The organism is Streptomyces venezuelae (assembly GCF_008642355.1).
GTDB classification, from domain to species: domain Bacteria; phylum Actinomycetota; class Actinomycetes; order Streptomycetales; family Streptomycetaceae; genus Streptomyces; species Streptomyces venezuelae_B.
Window position 1 is genome coordinate 3,233,871 of the sequence record NZ_CP029193.1, and the last position, 22,213, is coordinate 3,256,083.

A 22,213-nucleotide genomic window follows, 5' to 3' on the forward strand; every position below is an offset into this window, starting at 1 on the left:
CCCATTAGCTAATCGTTACCTGGCGTGACCTGGCACACAGCTCGGCAAGGCCCTCTGCTGTCACAGGTGACAGAACGCCCTCTTCCGTGACGATCGCCGTCACCAACTCGGGTGGCGTCACGTCGAACGCGGGGTTGTACGCCTGCGTCCCCAGGGGGGCCACCGGTATCCCGCCCCCCGCCTCCATCCCGGCCACCGGCACATACGGCGCCGTGACCTCCGTCACTTCATGCCCACCCCGCTGCTCCACCTCGATGGCCGCCCCGTCCGGGGTGCCCGGGTCCACCGTCGTCACCGGCGCCACCACGATGAACGGCACGTGGTGATATCGCGCCAGCACGGCGAGCGGATAGCTCCCCACCTTGTTCGCCACCGAACCGTCGGCCGCGATGCGGTCGGCACCGATCAGCACGGCATCCACCTCTCCCGCCGCGAACAGCGAACCCGCCGCGTTGTCCGTGAGCAAGGTGTACGCCATTCCGTTCCGCGCCGCCTCATATGCGGTGAGCCTCGCCCCCTGGAGCAGGGGCCGCGTCTCGTCCACCCACAGCCTGCGCAGCCTCCCCTCCCGGTGCGCCTTGAGCGCCACCGCGAACGCCGTGCCCTCCCCTCCGGAGACCAGCGCCCCCGTGTTGCAGTGCGTCAGGACCCGGTGCTGGCCACCGGGCAGCAGCTCGTCGAGCAGCGCCAGACCGTGCGCCGCCATCCTGGTGCTCGCCTCGGCGTCCTCGGCGTGCAGCGCCCGCGCCGCCTCGAGCGCGGCACCCGCCGCCCGCCGCGGATCGGCACCGCTCGCCGCTGCCGTGCGGTACGCGGCCTGGGCCCTGCGCGCCCCGTAGGCGAGGTTGACCGCGGTGGGCCGCGCCCCCGCCAGCGAGTCCGCCGCCTCGTCCACATCGAAGCCGCGGGCCGCGGCCAGCGCGACGCCGTACGCCCCCGCGATGCCCAGGAGCGGCGCCCCTCGCACCGCGAGCCTCCGGATCGCGTCCACCAGTGCCGGTGCGTCCGTGCACACCAGCTCGATCTCCTCGCCCGGCAGCCTGGTCTGGTCGAGGAGGACCAGAACGGGGCCTTCGGGTGGGTCGTCCCAGCGGATCGCGGGAACCGCGGGGATCTGGGTCGGCCGTTTGTCCTCGCTCGATTGCGCGTACTGATCAGCCATCCGCCCAGTCTGCCCCGTACCCGGCGGACAATTGAAGGTGTACAGCCCCTACGGCGGCCGGTCACCTCGCGGGCACCCCGTGGCACGATGGCTGGCAACCTGCCACCGCACCCGCGGACGGGCACCTTGAAGGAGCGACGATGAACGACACTCCGGGCTGGGCCTCGCCCGGATCTGCCCCCTCCGAAGGATCCGAAGGACAGGACTCCGGCAAGCCGGACGCCACCGGAACCGGGGACGCCGGCCCTCAGGACGGCCCGTCCAAGTGGTCCAAGGAGCAGCCGCCGCCCGCCCAGTGGTCCCCGCCCAGCCAGCCGGTCCCGGGCCAGACACCGCCTCCGCCGCCTCCTCCGCCCGGCCAGGGCGGCGGCTGGGGCTGGGGCGGCCCGCCCCAGGGCCCCGGCGGCCCCATGGGTCCCGGCCCCGGCGGCCCGGGTGCCCCCGGCCCCGGCGGCTACCGCGGCTGGGGTGCCTGGCAGGGCCCCCCGCCCGCCGCGAAGCCCGGTGTCATTCCGCTCCGTCCGCTCGGCGTCGGCGAGATCCTCGACGGCGCCGTGTCGACCATGCGCGCCCACTGGCGCACGGTGCTCGGCATCTCCCTGTCCGTGGCCGTGCTCACGGAGATCGTCGTCGTCCTCCTCCAGGGCCTCGTCCTCAACGAGTCCGTCGACACCGAGGCCCTCGACGACCCGAGCGCCACCGTCGGCGAGCTGACCCGCGCCCTGAGCGACACGATGCTCAGCTCCGGAGTGGTCCTCCTCGTCACCCTGCTCGGCACGATCGTCGCGACAGCCCTGCTCACGATGGTCACCAGCCGCGCGGTGCTCGGTAAGTCGGTGACCATCGCGGAGGCCTGGCAGGACTCCCGCCCGCAACTGGCCAAGCTCTTCGGCCTGACCCTGCTCATCCCGCTCATCGGCGTCGCCATCGTCGCCGTCGGCACCCTGCCCGGCCTGCTGATCGCCCTGGCGGGCGCCTCCGAGGCCGGCGCCGGCCTCGCCGTACTCGGCGGTCTCGGCGCGGGCGTCGCCGCCCTGTGGATCGTGATCCGGCTGTCCCTCGCCTCTCCGGCCCTCATGCTGGAGAAGCAGGGCATCAAGAAGGCCCTCACCCGCTCCGCGAAGCTGGTGCGCGGCTCCTGGTGGCGGGTCTTCGGCATCCAGCTGCTCGCGGCGATCATCGCGAACGTCGTGGCGTCGATCATCGTCATCCCGTTCACGTTCATCGCAGGCGCGGTCAGCGGCGACGGCGTCACCGGTTTCCTCGACAGCACCGGTGAACTCGGCTGGACGTTCCTGATCGTCAGCGGCGTCGGCTCCGTCATCGGCTCCATGCTGACGTTCCCGATCACGGCCGGAGTCACCGTTCTCCTCTACATCGACCAGCGGATCCGCCGCGAGGCCCTCGACCTGGAACTCGCCCGCGCCGCCGGCCTCCCCGGCCACGGCCCCACCCCGCCCGGCGCCTCGGGGAGCTGATGCGGTGACCGCGGCGGGGGCAGTACTCAGCAAGCTCGGCGCGGCGCCGCTCCTGCCGCGCGCCGGCGACGAGCCGCCGGTGACCATCCCGCGCGACCCCGCGCGGGAGGCCGCCGAACGCGAACTGTCCAAGCCGATGTACCACGAGAACGACCCCAGCCTCTTCGAGCGCGCCCTGAACCGCTTCTGGGGCTGGGTCGACGACCTGTTCTCCGCCGCCTCGGGGGCCACCCCGGGTGGCGCGCTCGGCCTCGTGGTCATCGTGCTGGCCGTGCTGCTCCTCGCCGCCGCCCTGTGGTGGCGTCTCGGCACCCCCCACCGAACCGCCACCTCGGCCCCGGCGCTCTTCGACGACCGCCCCCGCAGCGCCGCGGAACACCGCGCCGCCTCCGAGGCACACGCCGCAAGGGCCCACTGGAGCCAGGCCGTCCAGGAACGCATGCGCGCCGTCGTCCGCGCCCTGGAGGAACGCGCACTCCTGGACCCCCGCCCGGGCCGCACCGCCGACGAAGCCGCAGCGGAGGCAGGCCGCACCCTCCCCTCCCACACCGACCGACTCCGCGCCGCCGCCCGCGCGTTCGACGACGTCACATACGGCGGCCGCACCGCCGACGAACCGGCGTACCTCCGCCTCGCCGAACTCGACCGCGACCTGGAGCACACCAAGCCGGTCCTGACGAGCACCGCCCCCACCACACCGAGCAACAGCTCCCGAGGGGCCGCCGAATGACCGGCCCCACCCCCTCGACCGGCCCGCGCCACGCCTCCGCGCCCGACGCGCCGCCCGCCCCCACGACGCACACCCCTCCCGGACAGCCGGCAGCCGCCCCGGCCCCCGCGCCCTCGACCTCCGTCTCCCCCACCCCCCGCCAGCTCTGGACCCGCTCCCGAGGCATCCTCCTCGCCCTGGTCATCCTGCTGGCGACCGCCGTCGTCATCGCCGCGGTCCGCTCCGGCACCGAGCACGGTCGCCTCGACCCCCGCTCCGCCGACCCTCACGGAAGCCGAGCCGTCGCCGAGCTCCTCGCCGACCGGGGCGTCTCCACCCGCGTGGTCACCAGCACCGAGGAGGCCCGTTCCGCGGCCGGCCCCGACACGACCCTCCTCGTCGCCCATCCCGACATGCTCACCGCGCGCCAGCGCTCCCGCCTCCACGCGGCCACCGAGGACAGCGACGGCCGCACCGTCCTCGTCACCCCGAGTGCCCGCTCCGTCGGCGCCCTCGCCCCCGGAGTCACCGCGAACGCCGCGCCCAGCACCGACTCCACGCTCTCCCCCGGCTGCTCCCTCCCGGCCGCCCGCCGTGCTGGCCCCGCCGACATGGGCGGAATCCGCTACGACACCCTCGCCCCCGACGCCGAGGCCTGCTACCTCAGCGATGGCCTGCCCAGCCTGCTGCATCTCCCCGCCCCCCACGGAAAGGGCGACACCGTCGTTCTCGGCGCCCCCGACATCCTTTACAACGACCGCCTCGACCAGCAGGGCAACGCCTCACTGGCCCTGCAACTCCTCGGTTCCCGGCCCCACTTGGTCTGGTACCTCCCCTCACTCTCCGACGACCAGGCGGCATCCGGGTCCGAGCGCCGCGGCTTCTTCGACCTGATCCCCTCCGGCTGGCGCTGGGGCGCCCTGCAGCTCGCCATCGCCGCCGTACTCGCCGCCCTGTGGCGCGCCCGCCGCTTCGGCCCCCTCGTCGCCGAACGCCTCCCCGTCGTCATCCGCGCCTCGGAAGCAGTCGAGGGACGTGCCCGCCTCTACCGCAAGGTGAACGCCCGCGACCGCGCGGCCGCCGCCCTGCGCACCGCCGCCCGCACCCGTCTCGCCTTCCTCGTCGGCCTGCCCCCCGCCCAGGCGCACGCGCCCGAGACCTTGATCCCCGCCCTCTCCTCCCGCCTGCACCCCCCCGGTCAAGACCTGCACCCCCTCCTCTTCGGGCCGCCCCCCGGCAACGACGCAGCACTCATCGCCCTCGCCGACCAACTCGACGCCCTCGAAAGAGAGGTACGCCACTCATGATGGACCCGACCACTGACAACGGGCCCACCGGAGATCCCCGCGACCCACGCGCTTCCCTCGAAGCCCTGCGCGCCGAGATCTCCAAGGCCGTGGTCGGCCAGGACCCCGCCGTCACCGGACTCGTCGTCGCCCTGCTCTGCCGCGGCCACGTCCTACTGGAAGGAGTCCCTGGGGTGGCCAAAACGTTGCTCGTCCGCGCCCTCGCGTCGAGCCTCGAACTGGAGACCAAGCGCGTCCAGTTCACTCCCGACCTCATGCCGAGCGACGTCACGGGCTCCCTCGTCTACGACACCCGCACCACCGAGTTCTCCTTCCAGCCCGGCCCGGTCTTCACCAACCTCCTCCTGGCCGACGAAATCAACCGCACCCCGCCGAAGACCCAGTCCTCGCTCCTCGAAGCGATGGAAGAACGCCAGGTCACCGTCGACGGAACACCCCGCCTGCTCCCAGAACCGTTCCTCGTCGCGGCCACCCAGAACCCGGTCGAGTACGAGGGCACGTACCCCCTCCCCGAAGCCCAACTGGACCGCTTCCTCCTCAAACTGACGGTCCCTCTTCCCTCCCGCCAGGACGAGATCGACGTCCTCACCCGACACGCGGAAGGCTTCAACCCGCGCGACCTGCGCGCCGCCGGCGTACGCCCCGTGGCGGGCGCCGCCGACCTGGAAGCCGCCCGCGCCGACGTCGCGAAGACGTCCATCTCCCCCGAGATCACGGCGTACGTCGTGGACATCTGCCGCGCCACCCGGGACTCCCCGTCCCTCACTCTGGGCGTCTCCCCCCGGGGCGCCACGGCCCTGCTCTCCACGGCCCGCGCGTGGGCCTGGCTCACCGGCCGCGACTACGTCATCCCCGACGACGTCAAGGCCCTCGCCCTTCCCACCCTCCGCCACCGGATCCAGCTCCGCCCGGAAGCCGAGATGGAGGGCGTCACGGCCGACTCCGTCATCAACGCGATCCTCGCCCACGTCCCGGTCCCCCGCTGATGGCCCTCACCGGACGCGCCGCACTCCTGGCGGCTCTGGGCACGCTCCCGGTCGGCCTCTGGGACCCCAGCTGGACCGGCATCCTCACCGTGAACGCCCCCTTGGCCCTGGCCTGCGCCTGCGACTTCGCCCTGGCCACCCCGGTACGCCGCCTCGGCCTGTCCCGCTCCGGCGATACGTCCGTACGTCTGGGCGAGACCGCCGAAGTCGACCTCACCGTCACCAATCCCACGGCCCGCCCCCTGCGCGCCGACCTGCGCGACGCCTGGCCCCCAAGCACTTGGCAGCCCGGAACGGAGATCACCGCATCCCGTCACCGCCTGTCCGTCCCCCCGAGCGAGCGCCGTCGCGTCACCACACGCCTGCAGCCGTCCCGCCGAGGCGACCACGAGGCCGACCGCGTGACGATCCGCTCGTACGGCCCCCTCGGCCTCTTCACCCGCCAGGGCAGCCACAAAGTCCCCTGGTCCCTGGGCGTCCTGCCGCCCTTCGCCAGCCGAAAGCACCTGCCTTCCAAACTGGCTCGTCTCCGCGAACTCGACGGCCGAACCAGCGTGCTGACGCGCGGCCAGGGCACAGAATTCGACAGCCTCCGCGAGTACGTCCCCGGCGACGACACCCGCTCCATCGACTGGCGCGCCACCGCCCGCCATTCCAACGTCGCGGTCCGCACCTGGCGGCCGGAACGCGACCGCCACATCCTCATCGTCCTGGACACCGGCCGCACGTCGGCCGGCCGCGTAGGCGACGCCCCACGCCTGGACGCTTCCATGGACGCGGCTCTGCTCCTCGCAGCCCTCGCTTCCCGCGCCGGCGACCGGGTGGACCTCCTCGCCTACGACCGCCGAGTACGTGCCCTGGTCCAGGGCCGCTCCGCCGGAGATGTCCTCCCCTCCATGGTCACCGCATTGGCGACACTGGAACCAGAACTCGTCGAAACAGACGCCCGAAACCTGACCTCAACGGCTCTCCGAACGGCCCCGAGGGCTTCGCTCATCGTGCTGCTCACCGGCTTGGACACGGCCCCCATCGAAGAGGGCCTGCTCCCCGTCCTCCCTCGCCTCACGAAACGCCACAAGGTCGTGGTGGCCGCGGTAGCCGATCCGCACATCGAGGAGATGTCGGCAGCACGGGGAACAACGGAAGCGGTCTATGACGCGGCCTCAGCCGCCCAAGCCCAGTCGGAACGCCACCGCACAGCAGAACAACTGAGAAGCCGAGGTGTCACAGTCGTCGATGCCACGCCCCAGACTCTGGCACCAGCCCTGGCGGACGCGTATCTGGCCCTCAAATCCGCGGGCCGCCTATAGGGAGAACGTCAATCACCACCTGCCAGGCAATACAGGCCCGCGAGATGCAGCGAAATCCACCCTGGAACGCAGAAAACCCCCGCACCGTGAGGTGCGGGGGTTTTCCCAAAAAAAGTTCGGCGGCGTCCTACTCTCCCACAGGGTCCCCCCTGCAGTACCATCGGCGCTGTGAGGCTTAGCTTCCGGGTTCGGAATGTAACCGGGCGTTTCCCTCACGCTATGACCACCGAAACACTATGAAACTGTCAACCGCACCATGCGTGACCATGCATGGGGTTGTTCGTGGTTTCAGAACCAACACAGTGGACGCGAGCAACTGAGGACAAGCCCTCGGCCTATTAGTACCAGTCACCTCCACCCGTTACCGGGCTTCCAGATCTGGCCTATCAACCCAGTCGTCTACTGGGAGCCTTAACCCCTCAAAGGGGGTGGGAATACTCATCTCGAAGCAGGCTTCCCGCTTAGATGCTTTCAGCGGTTATCCTTTCCGAACGTAGCCAACCAGCCATGCCCTTGGCAGGACAACTGGCACACCAGAGGTTCGTCCGTCCCGGTCCTCTCGTACTAGGGACAGCCCTTCTCAATATTCCTACGCGCACAGAGGATAGGGACCGAACTGTCTCACGACGTTCTAAACCCAGCTCGCGTACCGCTTTAATGGGCGAACAGCCCAACCCTTGGGACCGACTCCAGCCCCAGGATGCGACGAGCCGACATCGAGGTGCCAAACCATCCCGTCGATATGGACTCTTGGGGAAGATCAGCCTGTTATCCCCGGGGTACCTTTTATCCGTTGAGCGACGGCGCTTCCACAAGCCACCGCCGGATCACTAGTCCCGACTTTCGTCCCTGCTCGACCCGTCGGTCTCACAGTCAAGCTCCCTTGTGCACTTACACTCAACACCTGATTACCAACCAGGCTGAGGGAACCTTTGGGCGCCTCCGTTACCCTTTGGGAGGCAACCGCCCCAGTTAAACTACCCATCAGACACTGTCCCTGATCCGGATCACGGACCGAGGTTAGACATCCAGCACGACCAGAGTGGTATTTCAACGTTGACTCCACGAACACTGGCGTGCCCGCTTCACAGTCTCCCACCTATCCTACACAAGCCGAACCGAACACCAATATCAAACTGTAGTAAAGGTCCCGGGGTCTTTCCGTCCTTCTGCGCGAAACGAGCATCTTTACTCGTAGTGCAATTTCACCGGGCCTATGGTTGAGACAGTCGAGAAGTCGTTACGCCATTCGTGCAGGTCGGAACTTACCCGACAAGGAATTTCGCTACCTTAGGATGGTTATAGTTACCACCGCCGTTTACTGGCGCTTAAGTTCTCAGCTTCGCACGCCCGAAAGCGCACTAACCGGTCCCCTTAACGTTCCAGCACCGGGCAGGCGTCAGTCCGTATACATCGCCTTACGGCTTCGCACGGACCTGTGTTTTTAGTAAACAGTCGCTTCTCGCTGGTCTCTGCGGCCACCCCCAGCTCAGAGTGCAAAACTCATCACCAGGAATGGCCCCCCTTCTCCCGAAGTTACGGGGGCATTTTGCCGAGTTCCTTAACCATAGTTCACCCGAACGCCTCGGTATTCTCTACCTGACCACCTGAGTCGGTTTAGGGTACGGGCCGCCATGAAACTCGCTAGAGGCTTTTCTCGACAGCATAGGATCATCCACTTCACCACAATCGGCTCGGCATCAGGTCTCACCCACATGTCATCCGGATTTACCTAGATGACGGGCTACACCCTTACCCCGGGACAACCACCGCCCGGGCTGGACTACCTTCCTGCGTCACCCCATCACTCACCTACTACCACCTTGGGTCAGCGGCTCCACCACTCCCCTTTGCCCGAAGGCTCCAGGGCGGCTTCACGGCCTTAGCATTAATGGGCTCGATGTTTGACGCTTCACAGCGGGTACCGGAATATCAACCGGTTATCCATCGACTACGCCTGTCGGCCTCGCCTTAGGTCCCGACTTACCCTGGGCAGATCAGCTTGACCCAGGAACCCTTAGTCAATCGGCGCACACGTTTCTCACGTATGTATCGCTACTCATGCCTGCATTCTCACTCGTGAACCGTCCACCACTGCCTTCCGGCGCAGCTTCACCCGGCACACGACGCTCCCCTACCCATCCCAGCGGGCGTTGGCCCTCATGCTGGAATGACACGACTTCGGCGGTACGCTTGAGCCCCGCTACATTGTCGGCGCGGAATCACTAGACCAGTGAGCTATTACGCACTCTTTCAAGGGTGGCTGCTTCTAAGCCAACCTCCTGGTTGTCTCTGCGACTCCACATCCTTTCCCACTTAGCGTACGCTTAGGGGCCTTAGTCGATGCTCTGGGCTGTTTCCCTCTCGACCATGGAGCTTATCCCCCACAGTCTCACTGCCGCGCTCTCACTTACCGGCATTCGGAGTTTGGCTAAGGTCAGTAACCCGGTAGGGCCCATCGCCTATCCAGTGCTCTACCTCCGGCAAGAAACACACGACGCTGCACCTAAATGCATTTCGGGGAGAACCAGCTATCACGGAGTTTGATTGGCCTTTCACCCCTAACCACAGGTCATCCCCCAGGTTTTCAACCCTGGTGGGTTCGGTCCTCCACGACCTCTTACAGCCGCTTCAACCTGCCCATGGCTAGATCACTCCGCTTCGGGTCTTGAGCGCGCTACTAAACCGCCCTATTCGGACTCGCTTTCGCTACGGCTTCCCCACACGGGTTAACCTCGCAACACACCGCAAACTCGCAGGCTCATTCTTCAAAAGGCACGCAGTCACGAGGATGAAGCAAGCTCCATCCCGACGCTCCCACGGCTTGTAGGCACACGGTTTCAGGTACTATTTCACTCCGCTCCCGCGGTACTTTTCACCATTCCCTCACGGTACTATCCGCTATCGGTCACCAGGGAATATTTAGGCTTAACGGGTGGTCCCGCCAGATTCACACGGGATTTCTCGGGCCCCGTGCTACTTGGGTGTCTCTCAAACGAGCCGCTGACGTTTCGACTACGGGGGTCTTACCCTCTACGCCGGACCTTTCGCATGTCCTTCGCCTACATCAACGGTTTCTGACTCGTCTCACAGCCGGCAGACTGTAAAAGAGAGATCCCACAACCCCGTATGCGCAACCCCTGCCGGGTCTCACACGCATACGGTTTGGCCTCATCCGGTTTCGCTCGCCACTACTCCCGGAATCACGGTTGTTTTCTCTTCCTGCGGGTACTGAGATGTTTCACTTCCCCGCGTTCCCTCCACACTGCCTATGTGTTCAGCAGCGGGTGACAGCCCATGACGACTGCCGGGTTTCCCCATTCGGAAACCCCCGGATCAAAGCCTGGTTGACGACTCCCCGGGGACTATCGTGGCCTCCCACGTCCTTCATCGGTTCCTGGTGCCAAGGCATCCACCGTGCGCCCTTAAAAACTTGGCCACAGATGCTCGCGTCCACTGTGCAGTTCTCAAACAACGACCAACCACCCATCACCCCGGACCAGTAGCCCGAGTGCACTGGGGTCGGCATTGAGGTCGGGAACAAGTCCGTACCCTCAGATACCCAACAGCGTGCCCGACCCGATCTCTCAACTTTCACGTTCCACGCCGAAGCAGTACTAGCGAAGCCAATCAATCGTGCCGAGTAGTCAACGTTCCACCCGTGAGCAACCACCGTCGGACGTTTGCCGACGTAGTGGCCTCTGACCGAGCGGACTCGGTAAGAAGTGCTCCTTAGAAAGGAGGTGATCCAGCCGCACCTTCCGGTACGGCTACCTTGTTACGACTTCGTCCCAATCGCCAGTCCCACCTTCGACAGCTCCCTCCCACAAGGGGTTGGGCCACCGGCTTCGGGTGTTACCGACTTTCGTGACGTGACGGGCGGTGTGTACAAGGCCCGGGAACGTATTCACCGCAGCAATGCTGATCTGCGATTACTAGCAACTCCGACTTCATGGGGTCGAGTTGCAGACCCCAATCCGAACTGAGACAGGCTTTTTGAGATTCGCTCCACCTCGCGGTATCGCTGCTCATTGTACCTGCCATTGTAGCACGTGTGCAGCCCAAGACATAAGGGGCATGATGACTTGACGTCGTCCCCACCTTCCTCCGAGTTGACCCCGGCGGTCTTCTGTGAGTCCCCATCACCCCGAAGGGCATGCTGGCAACACAGAACAAGGGTTGCGCTCGTTGCGGGACTTAACCCAACATCTCACGACACGAGCTGACGACAGCCATGCACCACCTGTACACCGACCACAAGGGGGGCACCATCTCTGATGCTTTCCGGTGTATGTCAAGCCTTGGTAAGGTTCTTCGCGTTGCGTCGAATTAAGCCACATGCTCCGCTGCTTGTGCGGGCCCCCGTCAATTCCTTTGAGTTTTAGCCTTGCGGCCGTACTCCCCAGGCGGGGAACTTAATGCGTTAGCTGCGGCACCGACGACGTGGAATGTCGCCAACACCTAGTTCCCACCGTTTACGGCGTGGACTACCAGGGTATCTAATCCTGTTCGCTCCCCACGCTTTCGCTCCTCAGCGTCAGTAATGGCCCAGAGATCCGCCTTCGCCACCGGTGTTCCTCCTGATATCTGCGCATTTCACCGCTACACCAGGAATTCCGATCTCCCCTACCACACTCTAGCCTGCCCGTATCGACTGCAGACCCGGGGTTAAGCCCCGGGCTTTCACAACCGACGTGACAAGCCGCCTACGAGCTCTTTACGCCCAATAATTCCGGACAACGCTTGCGCCCTACGTATTACCGCGGCTGCTGGCACGTAGTTAGCCGGCGCTTCTTCTGCAGGTACCGTCACTTTCGCTTCTTCCCTGCTGAAAGAGGTTTACAACCCGAAGGCCGTCATCCCTCACGCGGCGTCGCTGCATCAGGCTTTCGCCCATTGTGCAATATTCCCCACTGCTGCCTCCCGTAGGAGTCTGGGCCGTGTCTCAGTCCCAGTGTGGCCGGTCGCCCTCTCAGGCCGGCTACCCGTCGTCGCCTTGGTGAGCCATTACCTCACCAACAAGCTGATAGGCCGCGGGCTCATCCTTCACCGCCGGAGCTTTTAACCCTCCCTCAGGAGAGGGAAGGTGTTATCCGGTATTAGACCCCGTTTCCAGGGCTTGTCCCAGAGTGAAGGGCAGATTGCCCACGTGTTACTCACCCGTTCGCCACTAATCCCCACCGAAGTGGTTCATCGTTCGACTTGCATGTGTTAAGCACGCCGCCAGCGTTCGTCCTGAGCCAGGATCAAACTCTCCGTGAATGTGTACCGGTAATCCGGTGACACAGCACGAGAGCGGAACGGTCGGGAGGAATAGTCCCGTCCGTTCACAGCGTCCTCGCTGTGTTTTTCAAAGGAACCTCCAACTCACCGAAGTGAGCCGGGGTTATCAACATATCTGGCGTTGACTTTTGGCACGCTGTTGAGTTCTCAAGGAACGGACGCTTCCTTTGTACTCACCCTCTCGGGCTTTCCTCCGGGCGCTCCCCTTCGGTGTTTCTTTTGTTCTTGCGTTTCCGACTCTATCAGACTCTTTCGTGTCCGATTTCCTCGGTGCCTTTCCGGTTCCCGCTCCAGCCTTTCGGCTTTCGCGTTTCCCTTTCCGGCGGTTCCGACTTTATCAGAAGTTTTCGGCCGGTCTTACCGGCTTCGGATTCCGAATCATCGGGGCGGCTTCTCGCATTGATGAGATTCGAGAAGCAGGAAGATATTAACCTTTGCCGCTGGACTTGTCCAGCTCTAGGCAACTGTTCGAATCTACCTCCCCGGTCCTTCCGTGTCAACGGTTTTTCCGGGGCGATGAGGAGACTAGCAGGTCAGTTGCGCCGTATGCACATCACGCTGCGAGGGGGGTCGAAGCGCTGCGTTCGGTGCTGTCGAGGTCGCCCGTCTCGCCTGCGCGTGCGGCTCTTCCGCCCAGCACGTAGACGTACACGAGGAAGGCCAGCTCGGCGCCGATGCCGATGGCGATGCGGGCCCAGGTCGGGAGGCCCGATGGGGTGACGAAGCCTTCGATCGCTCCCGAGATGAAGAGGACCAAAGCAAGACCGATGGCCATGCCGAGGGCTGAGCGGCCCTCCTCCGCGAGGGCTGTGCGGCGGGTGCGGGGGCCCGGGTCGATGACGGTCCAGCCGAGACGCAGGCCCGTGCCTGCCGCGACGAAGACCGCGGTCAGCTCGAGCAGGCCGTGTGGCAGGACCAGGCCCAGGAAGGTGTCGAGGCGGCCGGCCGAGGACATGAGGCCGATGCCCACCCCGAGGTTGAGCATGTTCTGGAAGAGGATCCATAGGACGGGGAAGCAGAGGAAGGCTCCCAGGACGAGGCACATCGCGGCTGCCTGGGCGTTGTTCGTCCACACCTGGGCTGCGAACGAAGCCGCGGGGTGACTGGAGTAGTACGTCTCGTACTCGCCGCCTGGGCGGGTCATCTGTCGGAGTTCGCTGGGGGCGGCGATCGTGGACTGCACTTCGGGGTGCGTGGCGATCCACCAGCCGATGATCGCCGCGAGGGCCGTCGACAGGAGGGCCGTGGGGATCCACCAGCGCCGGGAGCGGTAGACCGCGGCGGGGAAGCCGTGGGTCAGGAAGCGGGTGACGTCTCGCCAGGAGGCGCGGCGCGTACCTGTGACGGCGCTACGCGCGCGTGCCACCAGGTGTGTCAGCCGTCCGGTGAGCTGTGGGTCCGGGGCGCTGGACTGGATCAGGGAGAGGTGGGTGGCGGTGCGTTGGTAGAGGGCGACCAGTTCGTCGGCCTCGGCTCCGGAGAGGCGGCGTCGACGGCGCAGCAGGGCATCCAGTCGGTCCCACTCGGCTCGGTGGGCGGACACGAAGACGTCGAGGTCCATCGGAAGACTGCTCCTCGTACTGCGGCGCGTGATTGTTCAGCTTGGCAGACTGGCCAGTCCTACGGCAGGGCAGGGAAGGGTGGTCGGCGTGAGTGAGCTTGTGACGGGTGAGGCGGTGGCGCTGGAGCTGCGGCCCGCGAAGCTGCCGAGCCGGGCGCTGGCCGTGCTGATCGACCTGGCCGTGGCTTTCGTGGCGTATCTGGCGGTGACCTTCGGGATCATCGCCTCTACTTCTTCGTTGGACGATGCCGCGGCTGCCGCGGTGGCGGTCGCCAGTTTCGTACTCGTTCTGGTCGGTGTCCCCATCGCGGTGGAGACGCTGAGCCATGGGCGGTCGCTCGGGAAGCTGGCGTGCGGGCTGCGGGTGGTGCGGGACGACGGCGGGCCCATTCGGTTCCGGCACGCGTTGGTGCGGGGCGCCGTCGGGGTCGTCGAGATTCTCATGACGTTCGGGGTCGTCGCGTGCATCGCGTCGCTGGTGTCGGCACGGGGGCGGCGGCTCGGGGACGTGTTCGCGGGGACGCTGGTCGTGCGGGAGCGGGTGCCCGCGGGGCGCGCCGCGTTCGTTCCTCCGCCGCCGCCCTGGCTCGCCGGGCGGTTCGCCGAGCTGGATCTGTCCGGGGTGCCGGAGGGGTTGTGGCTGGCCATTCGCCAGTACCTGACGCGGATGGGACAGCTGGATCCGCAGGTCGGCGGGGCGATGGCCGAGCGGCTCGCGGGAGATCTGGCGGAGCGGACGGGGGCGCCGGCGCCGTACGGGGTGCCGGCGGCCGCGTACCTCGCCGCGGTGGTGCATGAGCGGCAGGCTCGGGATGCGCGGCGGGCGTTTGGTGGGGCGGGGGCGGAAGCGGAGGCGCGGGGCGAGCTCGGTTCTCGTTCCGGATACGGGGATCGGTACGGATACGGGTACGGGACTGAGGCTGTGGACTCTCCCGTTGCTACTGGTACTTCTGGGGCTAGCGGTGCTTCTGGGGCTACCGGTGCTTCTGGGGCTACCGGGGCGTTCGGGGGTGGCCCTGCGCCTCGCGTTCGTGAATCCGGCTCTGATGAGTCGGGTGCGCGCGAGGCTCCTCCGGCCACGGGATTCGTGCCGCCTGCGTGATGCGCCGTGTCAGGGGCGTGTCAGGTGAAAGTCGACGGCGGGGTCTCGAGGTGTTCGAGCTCGATTCCCGGCGCCGCCAGGACTACGTCGCCGGCGATGTGGACGGCATGCTGCTCGCCCGTGTCCAGGGCTGTGACCTGGTATTCGTCGACGATCAGGGGGCCGTTGTCAGTGGGGTGTGCTTCGCTTTTCTTCAGGGCCCAGGACTGGTCGAGGGTGCGGGGGGCTAGGACCGGGTCCGTGAAGGCGACCAGGCGGATTCTGGTCGCGGGGGAAGAGGAGGAAGCGGGGGTCAGGTTCAGGAGCCTGGCTGTCGCGACGAGGAAAGCGGGGGATGTGCCGGTGAATGCGTGGGCGGGGGCGTTGTCTTCGGTGGCATGCGCGCCTGTGGGGTCGGTGCGGACCCAGGTGACGCCGTTGAGGGCGCCGGCGCGGACCTGCCAGTCACCTGCGTGGAGTTCCAGGCGGATGGGGCGCCCGCGGGCGTCGAGTGCGAGGTCGACGGAGCCGGTGGGGGTGCCTTCGAGGTTGATGCGTTGGGAGACGTAGCGCCAGCCGGAGGGGCCGGGTGCGCAATGGAAGTGTTCTTCACCGAGGGGGGTGTGATCGTGCGGATCGTGGAGCGAATAGCGGCCGCGGGGCATGGGCGTAGGTCCTGGTCCTCGGTGGGGTTGCTGCCCTGAGCCGGTGGCGGTCGGGCGGGCGGTCGGGCAGTGGTTGAGCGGTGACGGAGCCGTGGAGCTGAGTTCCGGGGGGAGCGTTCCGTGTTCGGCGGTCGGCCTCCGGGGTCAGGCGTCCGGCGTCCGGCGTCCGGCGTCTGGCCTTCAGCGGTCGGCGTTAGGCGTTGGGCGTTAGGCGTTCGGAGGGTTCGGGGGGCGTGTTCGGCGGTGGGGGCGGCGCCGCGAATCGGGTGGGGACGGGGCAGGCCCCCGCCGGGAGGGCGAGGGCCTGCTGAGGTGGCTCTGGGTGCGCTGAGCCGGGTTGTGCCGACTGTGCCGACGGGCGCGTAGGACCGTCGGTGTCAGTAGCGGTAGTGGTCGGGCTTGAAGGGGCCTTCGACCTCGACGCCGATGTAGGCGGCCTGCTCCGGGGTGAGCGTGGTCAGCTTCACGCCCAGAGCGTCCAGGTGCAGACGGGCCACCTTCTCGTCCAGGTGCTTGGGCAGCACGTAGACGTCGGTAGGGTACTGCTCCTGCTTGGTGAACAGCTCGATCTGCGCCAGCGTCTGGTCCGCGAACGAGTTCGACATCACGAACGAGGGGTGGCCCGTGGCGTTGCCCAGGTTCAGCAGACGCCCCTCGGACAGGACGATCAGGACCTTGCCCTCGGGGAAGGTCCAGGTATGCACCTGCGGCTTGACCTCGTCCTTGACGATGCCCTCGATCGCCGCGAGACCCGCCATGTCGATCTCGTTGTCGAAGTGACCGATGTTCCCCACGATCGCCTGGTGCTTCATCCGGGCCATGTGCGAGGCCATGATGATGTCCTTGTTGCCCGTGGTGGTGATGAAGATGTCCGCGCTCTCCACCACCTCGTCCAGCGTGGTCACCTGGTAGCCGTCCATCGCCGCCTGCAGCGCACAGATCGGGTCGATCTCCGTGACGATCACCCGCGCACCCTGCCCGCGCAGCGACTCCGCACACCCCTTGCCCACATCCCCATACCCGCACACGACGGCGGTCTTGCCGCCGATCAGGACATCGGTGGCACGGTTGATCCCGTCGATCAACGAGTGACGGCAGCCGTACTTGTTGTCGAACTTCGACTTCGTCACCGCGTCGTTCACATTGATCGCGGGGAACAGCAGCTGGCCCTCGCGCTGCATCTCATACAGACGGTGCACACCCGTGGTGGTCTCCTCGGTCACCCCACGGATCTCCGAGGCCAGCTGGGTCCACTTCTGCGAACCCTCACTGATGGTGCGGTTCAGCAGCTGCAGGATGACACGGTGCTCGTCGTTCTCCGCCGTCTCCACCGCCGGGACCTTGCCGGCCTTCTCGTACTCGACACCCTTGTGCACCAGCAAGGTGGCATCCCCGCCGTCGTCCAGGATCATGTTCGGGCCGCCGGTGGGCGTGTTCGGCCAGGTCAGCGCCTGCTCCGTGCACCACCAGTACTCCTCCAGGCTCTCGCCCTTCCAGGCGAAGACCGGCACACCCCGCGGGTCCTCGGGCGTGCCGTTGGGGCCCACCGCGATCGCCGCGGCCGCGTGGTCCTGGGTGGAGAAAATGTTGCACGAGACCCAGCGGACCTCCGCGCCCAGCGCGACGAGGGTCTCGATGAGCACGGCGGTCTGCACGGTCATGTGCAGGGAACCCATGATGCGGGCCCCGGCCAGCGGCTGGGCAGCGGCGAACTCCTTGCGGATCGCCATCAGACCGGGCATCTCGTGCTCGGCCAGCGTGATCTCCTTACGGCCGAACGCCGCCAGGGAGAGATCGGCGACCTTGAAGTCCTTGCCGTTGATGAGAGTCATGAGTGAGCTGCTCCTCGTGGATGGATCGAGGGTGGACATGGCTGACCTGCGGCGTTGGGTACACGTGTGGACACCGAGGTGAACACACCGGCGCACCGACGCGCGCAGCGCAGTCCGTCGGAGGCCCTCTCTCCCTCGGACAGTCCGTCGCGGACCGCCCGACCGCCATCAGCAGCGACGTCTGGCTCGGTCTCCAAGCTACACCGATTGGCCCAGCAAGCCCCAGCCCGCCTCTGGGGACGTGATGTCTGGCCGGTGGCGCGACAGAAGGCCGTCAGACCTGGACGATATGGGACCTTTGCGCTTTTGATCCTGTGCTTATGTGTTGCAGGATGCCTTGAGATCGGGAACATTTGCGCGATCTTGTTCGGAGCAAGAGGCTTAAGGAGATCCACGTGACCAGTCCGGCCGATCCCCCCATAGGCGGTGGCAGCGGCGAGGGCGGGAAGCTCAAGCTGCTCGCCGTGACCGCCTGCCCGACCGGCATCGCTCACACGTACATGGCAGCCGAGAAGCTCTCGCAGGCCGCGGAGTCCCTCGGTGTCGACATGAAGGTGGAGACGCAGGGCTCCATCGGGGCCGAGAACGTCCTGACTGACAACGATGTCAGACAAGCCGACGGCATCATCATCGCAGCCGACAAGGATGTGGACCGCAGCAGGTTCGCCGGGAAGCGGGTGCTGTCCGTCGGCGTCTCCGAGGGCATCAGCCGGCCCGAGCAGCTCATCGAGCAGGTGCGGAGCGCGCCCGTGCACGGTGGGGGTGCGGGCGGTGGCGCGGCCGGGGAGAGCGCAGCGACCGGCGGCGGAGGGAGCGGTGGCGGCCGGGAGCGGAGCGTCGCGTACAAGGCGCTGATGAACGGCGTCTCGTACATGATTCCGTTCGTCGTGGTGGGCGGGCTGCTGATCGCCATCTCGCTGTCGCTCGGCGGGCACACCGACCCCAAGGGCGGGCTCGTCATTCCGGACGACTCGTTCTGGATGCACGTCAACCAGATCGGCACCATCGGGTTCACGCTGATGGTGCCGATCCTGTCGGGATACATCGCGTACGCCATCGGTGACCGGCCCGCGCTGGTGCCGGGCATGATCGGCGGCTGGATCGCGAACACCGGCGAGCTGTACGACTCCAAGGCGGGCGCGGGCTTCATCGGCGCCATCGTCACCGGCTTCCTGGCCGGCTACCTGGTGCTGTGGATCAAGAAGGTCAAGGTCCCGAAGTTCGTCCAGCCGATCATGCCGATCATCGTGATCCCCATCATCGCGACGACCGCGCTCGGACTGTTCTTCATCTACGTCATCGGCAAGCCCATCTCGTGGGTCTTCGAGCATCTGACCAGCTGGCTCAGCGGGATGACGGGTACGAGTGCGATCCTGCTCGGCGCGATCCTCGGCCTGATGATCGCCTTCGACATGGGCGGTCCCGTCAACAAGACCGCCTTCCTGTTCGGCGCGGGGCTCATCGCCACCGGCAACCAGACCGTCATGGGCATGTGCGCCGCGGCCATCCCGGTCATGCCGCTCGGGCAGGGTCTCGCGACGCTGCTGCGCAAGCGGCTCTACAGCGAGCAGGAGCGGGAGACCGGGCTCGCATCCTTGTTCATGGGGTTCTTCGGGATCTCCGAGGGCGCGATTCCGTTCGCCGCCGCGCGGCCCGCGCAGGTCATCCCCGCCAACATGCTCGGTGGTGCCGTCGCGGGTGCCATCGCCGGCATGGCGAGCGTGAAGGACGCGGTGCCGCACGGCGGGCCGATCGTGGCGGTGCTCGGCGCGGTCGGCGGTGTGCCGATGTTCTTCGTCGCCATCGCCATCGGTTCGGTCGTCACGGCGCTCACCACCGTGACGCTGGTCGACCTGAGCGAGCGCAAGCGGCGCGGGGCTCCCGTCGTCGACGCGCCGGGCGGGCACGGTGGCCTCGGCGGTCCCGAGCCGGTGCTCGCGGGGGCCGGTGCCACCGCGAATGGCGCGACCGCCGCCGCCGGGTCCTCGCAGGGTCCGGACCGTGCGACGCAGAAGCAGCCCGCCGCGCCCGGCCCGAGCGAGGACGAGCAGACCGGCGAGGTTCTTTCCGGCTATCTGACCCGGCAGACCGTCAAGGTTCAGCTGGCCGCCGGTGACAAGGAAGCGGCCATCCGGGAGCTGGCGGCGCTGCTCGCCTCCACCGGCAGGGTCAACGACGTCGAGGAGCTCGTGCGGACCGCGCTGCGGCGCGAGGCGCAGGGCACCACGGGGCTCGGCGAGGAGATCGCCATCCCGCACGCCAAGACGGATGCCGTGGACTCGCCGCTCGTCGGGTTCGCGCGGTCGCCGGAGGGCGTCGAGTGGGGCTCGCTGGACGGCACGAAGGCCAAGCTGATCTTCATGATCTCCGTGCCGGAGGCGGCGGCGGGCGACGAGCATCTGCGGATTCTGGCCCTGCTCTCGCGGAAGTTGATGGACACCGGCTTCCGTGAGCGCCTGGAGGCCGCGCCGGACGACGCCGCGGTCCTCGACGTGCTGCGCGAGGTCCAGTAGGAGGTCCTGAGTACGTGGATGGGGCCCCGCACCGAGAAGGTGCGGGGCCCCATCCACGTAGGAGCGGAGCAGGCTCAGTGGCCGCCGGGCGACTTCGCGGGGTTCTCGCCCGCGGCTGCCGCCGACTCGCTGTAGATGTCCGGCTCGAGGTAGATGACGCGGGCGATCGGGACGGCGGCGCGGATGCGCTCCTCCGCGGCGTTGATCGCGTGGGCGACCTCGACGGCCGTGTCGTCGTGCTGCACGGCGATCTTGGCGGCGACGAGCAGTTCCTCGGGGCCGAGGTGGAGCGTGCGCATGTGGATGACCTTGGTGACGGTGTCGCCGTCGACCACGGCCTCCTCGATCTTGGCGACCTCCTCCGTGCCCGCTGCCTCGCCGAGCAGCAGGGATTTGGTCTCCGCGGCCAGGATGATCGCGATCAGGATGAGCAGGACACCGATGCAGAGCGTGCCGATGCCGTCCCAGACGCCGTCGCCGGTGGCGAGGGCGAGGCCGACGCCGCCGAGGGCGAGGATCAGACCGACGAGGGCGCCGAGGTCCTCCAGGAGGACGACGGGCAGTTCGGGCGCCTTGGCGCGGCGCACGAACTGCGTCCAGCTGAGGCCGCCGCGCGTCTGGTTGGACTCCTTGATGGCCGTACGGAAGGAGAAGCTCTCCGCGATGATCGCGAAGACGAGGACTCCGACGGGCCAGTACCAGTGGTCCAGCTCGTGCGGGTCCTTGATCTTCTCGTAGCCCTCGTAGATCGCGAACATGCCGCCGACCGAGAAGAGGACGATGGAGACGAGGAAGGCGTAGATGTAGCGCTCGCGGCCGTAGCCGAACGGGTGCTGCGGGGTCGCCTCGCGCTGCGCCTTCTTGCCGCCGAGGAGCAGCAGCCCCTGGTTGCCGGAGTCGGCGAGTGAGTGGACGCTCTCGGCGAGCATCGACGACGAGCCACTGAAGATGAACGCGACGAACTTCGCCACCGCGATCGCGAGGTTCGCGGCGAGTGCCGCGACAATCGCCTTTGTTCCGCCTGACGCGCTCATGAGTGCAGGGTGTCCCTTCGCCTTCGTATGTACCGACCACGGTGCCGGGCGTGCTTTGCCCGGTCTTTGCGGTGGGTCATTGTTGCAGCACGGGAGGGCGGTGGTGCGTCAGGCCACCACAGTGGCCCGGAAAACCGTGCCGGCACCGGACACTTCGGCCGTTTCGCCGGCGGGGACGAATGCGGACTGACCGGGTGTCAGGGGCAGTTCACCCGCGCGGACCGAGCCTGCCGTGCAGAGCAGGATCTGCGGGGTGGCGGCGGTGAGGTCGTGCGGGGCGGTGCCTTCGGGCAGGACGAAGCGGGAGAGGCGGAACTCGTCGATGGGGGTGTCGTAGACCTCTTCGCCGTCGGGCGACGCCTCGGGGCGCAGGACGCCGGGGTCGGTCGCCTCGAAGCGGACGACGCGCAGGAGTTCGGGGACATCGACGTGCTTGGGGGTGAGGCCGCAGCGCAGGACGTTGTCGCTGTTGGCCATGATCTCGACGCCGAGGCCGTCGAGGTAGGCGTGCGGGACGCCGGCGCCGAGGAACAGGGCTTCGCCGGGCTGCAGCCGGACGTGGTTGAGGAGCATCGCCGCGATGACGCCGGGGTCGCCGGGGTAGTGGTGGGCGATGCCTGCGTAGGGCTCGTAGGCGCCGCCGAGGCGTTGGGCGGCGGCCGTGACCTCGGTGACCGTCTCGGCCATCTCCTCGGGGTCGGCGGTCAGGACGGCCGTCAGGACCTCGCGCAGGGCGGCCTCTTCGGGCTGGGCGCGCAGCAGGTCGACGTACGGCTTGAGGGAGTCGACCTCCAGGGCCTCCAGGAGGTCGGCGGTCTCGGCGGGCGGGCGGAAGCCGCAGAGGCCGTCGAACGGCGTCAGGGCGCAGATCAGTTCGGGCTTGTGGTTGGCGTCCTTGTAGTTGCGGTGCGGGGCGTCGACGGGGACGCCGCGGTTCTCCTCGTCCGCGTATCCCTCCTTGGCCTGCGCGAGGTCGGGGTGGACCTGGAGGGAGAGCGGGGCGCCGGCGGCGAGGAGTTTGAGGAGGAAGGGCAGGCGCGGGCCGAACTTGGCGGTCGCCGCCGTGCCGAGCTCGCGTTCCGGATCCGCGTCGATGACCTCGTTCAGTGCGCCGCGCTCGGTGCGCGAGGGCGCGCCGGGGTGGGCGCCCATCCACATCTCGGCCTGTGGTTCACCGCTCGGTTCGGCGCCGATGAGCTCGGCGATGGCGGTGGTGGAGCCCCAGGCGTAGGGGCGGATGGTGTTGGTGAGGCGGTCCACGGAGGGGCTCTCCCTTACTTGCTTACTGCGTA

13 protein-coding genes and 3 rRNA genes are annotated in these 22,213 nt (G+C 67.3%); 7 read left to right on the top strand and 9 right to left on the bottom strand.

Annotated elements, in window-relative coordinates; genetic code table 11:
• Positions 1 to 4: 4 nt before the first annotated feature.
• Positions 5 to 1,162: an S-methyl-5-thioribose-1-phosphate isomerase gene (gene mtnA / locus DEJ47_RS14940; protein WP_150168588.1), complete on the bottom strand. Its 1,158-nt coding sequence runs from the start codon at positions 1,160 to 1,162 to the stop codon at positions 5 to 7.
• Between the two features lie 140 nt (positions 1,163 to 1,302).
• Here mtnA and DEJ47_RS14945 point away from each other — a divergent pair, with 140 nt between their 5' ends.
• The 5 genes from DEJ47_RS14945 to DEJ47_RS14965 are packed head-to-tail and all read left to right on the top strand — an operon-like array spanning position 1,303 to position 6,952.
• Positions 1,303 to 2,640 (top strand): glycerophosphoryl diester phosphodiesterase membrane domain-containing protein, encoded by a 1,338-nt coding sequence (locus DEJ47_RS14945; RefSeq protein WP_150168590.1) that lies wholly within the window; start codon positions 1,303 to 1,305, stop codon positions 2,638 to 2,640.
• A gap of 4 nt (positions 2,641 to 2,644) precedes the next feature.
• Positions 2,645 to 3,370, top strand: coding sequence for a DUF4129 domain-containing protein (locus DEJ47_RS14950; protein WP_223828363.1), 726 nt, complete (start codon positions 2,645 to 2,647; stop codon positions 3,368 to 3,370).
• A complete protein-coding gene (locus DEJ47_RS14955; protein WP_150168592.1) occupies positions 3,367 to 4,656 on the top strand; it encodes a DUF4350 domain-containing protein in 1,290 nt (429 codons plus the stop codon). Before DEJ47_RS14950 ends, DEJ47_RS14955 begins: the two co-directional genes overlap by 4 nt.
• Entirely contained in the window at positions 4,656 to 5,642 is a 987-nt protein-coding gene (locus DEJ47_RS14960; RefSeq protein WP_150168594.1) for an AAA family ATPase, read from the top strand. The genes DEJ47_RS14955 and DEJ47_RS14960 overlap by 1 nt, the downstream gene beginning before the upstream one ends.
• On the top strand, positions 5,642 to 6,952 hold the full coding sequence (locus tag DEJ47_RS14965; RefSeq protein WP_150168603.1) for a DUF58 domain-containing protein: 1,311 nt from the start codon (positions 5,642 to 5,644) through the stop codon (positions 6,950 to 6,952). The genes DEJ47_RS14960 and DEJ47_RS14965 overlap by 1 nt, the downstream gene beginning before the upstream one ends.
• A 114-nt stretch (positions 6,953 to 7,066) precedes the next feature.
• On the opposite strand, the gene rrf is transcribed toward DEJ47_RS14965, so the two are convergent.
• The 4 genes from rrf to DEJ47_RS14990 form a co-directional block, all read right to left on the bottom strand.
• Positions 7,067 to 7,183, bottom strand: a 5S ribosomal RNA gene (gene rrf, locus DEJ47_RS14970).
• Between the two features lie 87 nt (positions 7,184 to 7,270).
• Positions 7,271 to 10,391 (bottom strand): 23S ribosomal RNA (locus DEJ47_RS14975).
• A gap of 297 nt (positions 10,392 to 10,688) precedes the next feature.
• Positions 10,689 to 12,214: ribosomal RNA gene (locus DEJ47_RS14980) — 16S ribosomal RNA — on the bottom strand.
• Together the 16S, 23S and 5S rRNA genes form the textbook arrangement of a ribosomal RNA operon.
• A 574-nt stretch (positions 12,215 to 12,788) precedes the next feature.
• Positions 12,789 to 13,796: a stage II sporulation protein M gene (locus DEJ47_RS14990; protein ID WP_150168605.1), complete on the bottom strand. Its 1,008-nt coding sequence runs from the start codon at positions 13,794 to 13,796 to the stop codon at positions 12,789 to 12,791.
• 88 nt (positions 13,797 to 13,884) lie between these two features.
• Between DEJ47_RS14990 and DEJ47_RS14995 the strand changes: the two genes are divergently transcribed.
• Positions 13,885 to 14,898, top strand: a complete 1,014-nt coding sequence (locus tag DEJ47_RS14995; RefSeq protein ID WP_150168607.1) for an RDD family protein — start codon at positions 13,885 to 13,887, stop codon at positions 14,896 to 14,898.
• 20 nt (positions 14,899 to 14,918) lie between these two features.
• On the opposite strand, the gene DEJ47_RS15000 is transcribed toward DEJ47_RS14995, so the two are convergent.
• Complete coding sequence (locus DEJ47_RS15000) at positions 14,919 to 15,542, bottom strand: hypothetical protein (RefSeq protein ID WP_150168609.1); 624 nt, start codon at positions 15,540 to 15,542, stop codon at positions 14,919 to 14,921.
• Positions 15,543 to 15,919: 377 nt separating this feature from the next.
• Entirely contained in the window at positions 15,920 to 17,374 is a 1,455-nt protein-coding gene (ahcY, locus tag DEJ47_RS15005; protein ID WP_150168611.1) for an adenosylhomocysteinase, read from the bottom strand.
• Between the two features lie 395 nt (positions 17,375 to 17,769).
• On the opposite strand from ahcY, the gene DEJ47_RS15010 reads away from it, so the two are divergent.
• The gene (locus DEJ47_RS15010; RefSeq protein WP_150168613.1) at positions 17,770 to 19,887 is read left to right on the top strand and encodes a fructose-specific PTS transporter subunit EIIC; all 2,118 of its coding nucleotides are present in this window, start codon (positions 17,770 to 17,772) and stop codon (positions 19,885 to 19,887) included.
• A gap of 74 nt (positions 19,888 to 19,961) precedes the next feature.
• On the opposite strand, the gene DEJ47_RS15015 is transcribed toward DEJ47_RS15010, so the two are convergent.
• Positions 19,962 to 20,921 carry a cation diffusion facilitator family transporter gene (locus DEJ47_RS15015; RefSeq protein WP_150168615.1) on the bottom strand — a complete coding sequence of 320 codons (960 nt, stop codon included), beginning with the start codon at positions 20,919 to 20,921 and terminating at the stop codon, positions 19,962 to 19,964.
• Positions 20,922 to 21,029: 108 nt separating this feature from the next.
• The gene (manA, locus tag DEJ47_RS15020; protein ID WP_150168617.1) at positions 21,030 to 22,181 is read right to left on the bottom strand and encodes a mannose-6-phosphate isomerase, class I; all 1,152 of its coding nucleotides are present in this window, start codon (positions 22,179 to 22,181) and stop codon (positions 21,030 to 21,032) included.
• Between the last annotated feature and the right edge of the window lie 32 nt (positions 22,182 to 22,213).

Bases quoted from the DNA above. Each gene is read 5' to 3' on its own strand.
- mtnA (WP_150168588.1), bottom strand. From the start codon at position 1,162: ATGGCTGATCAGTACGCGCAATCGAGCGAGGACAAACGGCCGACCCAG.
- DEJ47_RS14945 (WP_150168590.1), top strand. From the start codon at position 1,303: ATGAACGACACTCCGGGCTGGGCCTCGCCCGGATCTGCCCCCTCCGAA.
- DEJ47_RS14955 (WP_150168592.1), top strand. From the start codon at position 3,367: ATGACCGGCCCCACCCCCTCGACCGGCCCGCGCCACGCCTCCGCGCCC.
- DEJ47_RS14960 (WP_150168594.1), top strand. From the start codon at position 4,656: ATGGACCCGACCACTGACAACGGGCCCACCGGAGATCCCCGCGACCCA.
- DEJ47_RS14965 (WP_150168603.1), top strand. From the start codon at position 5,642: ATGGCCCTCACCGGACGCGCCGCACTCCTGGCGGCTCTGGGCACGCTC.
- DEJ47_RS14990 (WP_150168605.1), bottom strand. From the start codon at position 13,796: ATGGACCTCGACGTCTTCGTGTCCGCCCACCGAGCCGAGTGGGACCGA.
- DEJ47_RS15000 (WP_150168609.1), bottom strand. From the start codon at position 15,542: ATGCCCCGCGGCCGCTATTCGCTCCACGATCCGCACGATCACACCCCC.
- ahcY (WP_150168611.1), bottom strand. From the start codon at position 17,374: ATGACTCTCATCAACGGCAAGGACTTCAAGGTCGCCGATCTCTCCCTG.
- DEJ47_RS15015 (WP_150168615.1), bottom strand. From the start codon at position 20,921: ATGAGCGCGTCAGGCGGAACAAAGGCGATTGTCGCGGCACTCGCCGCG.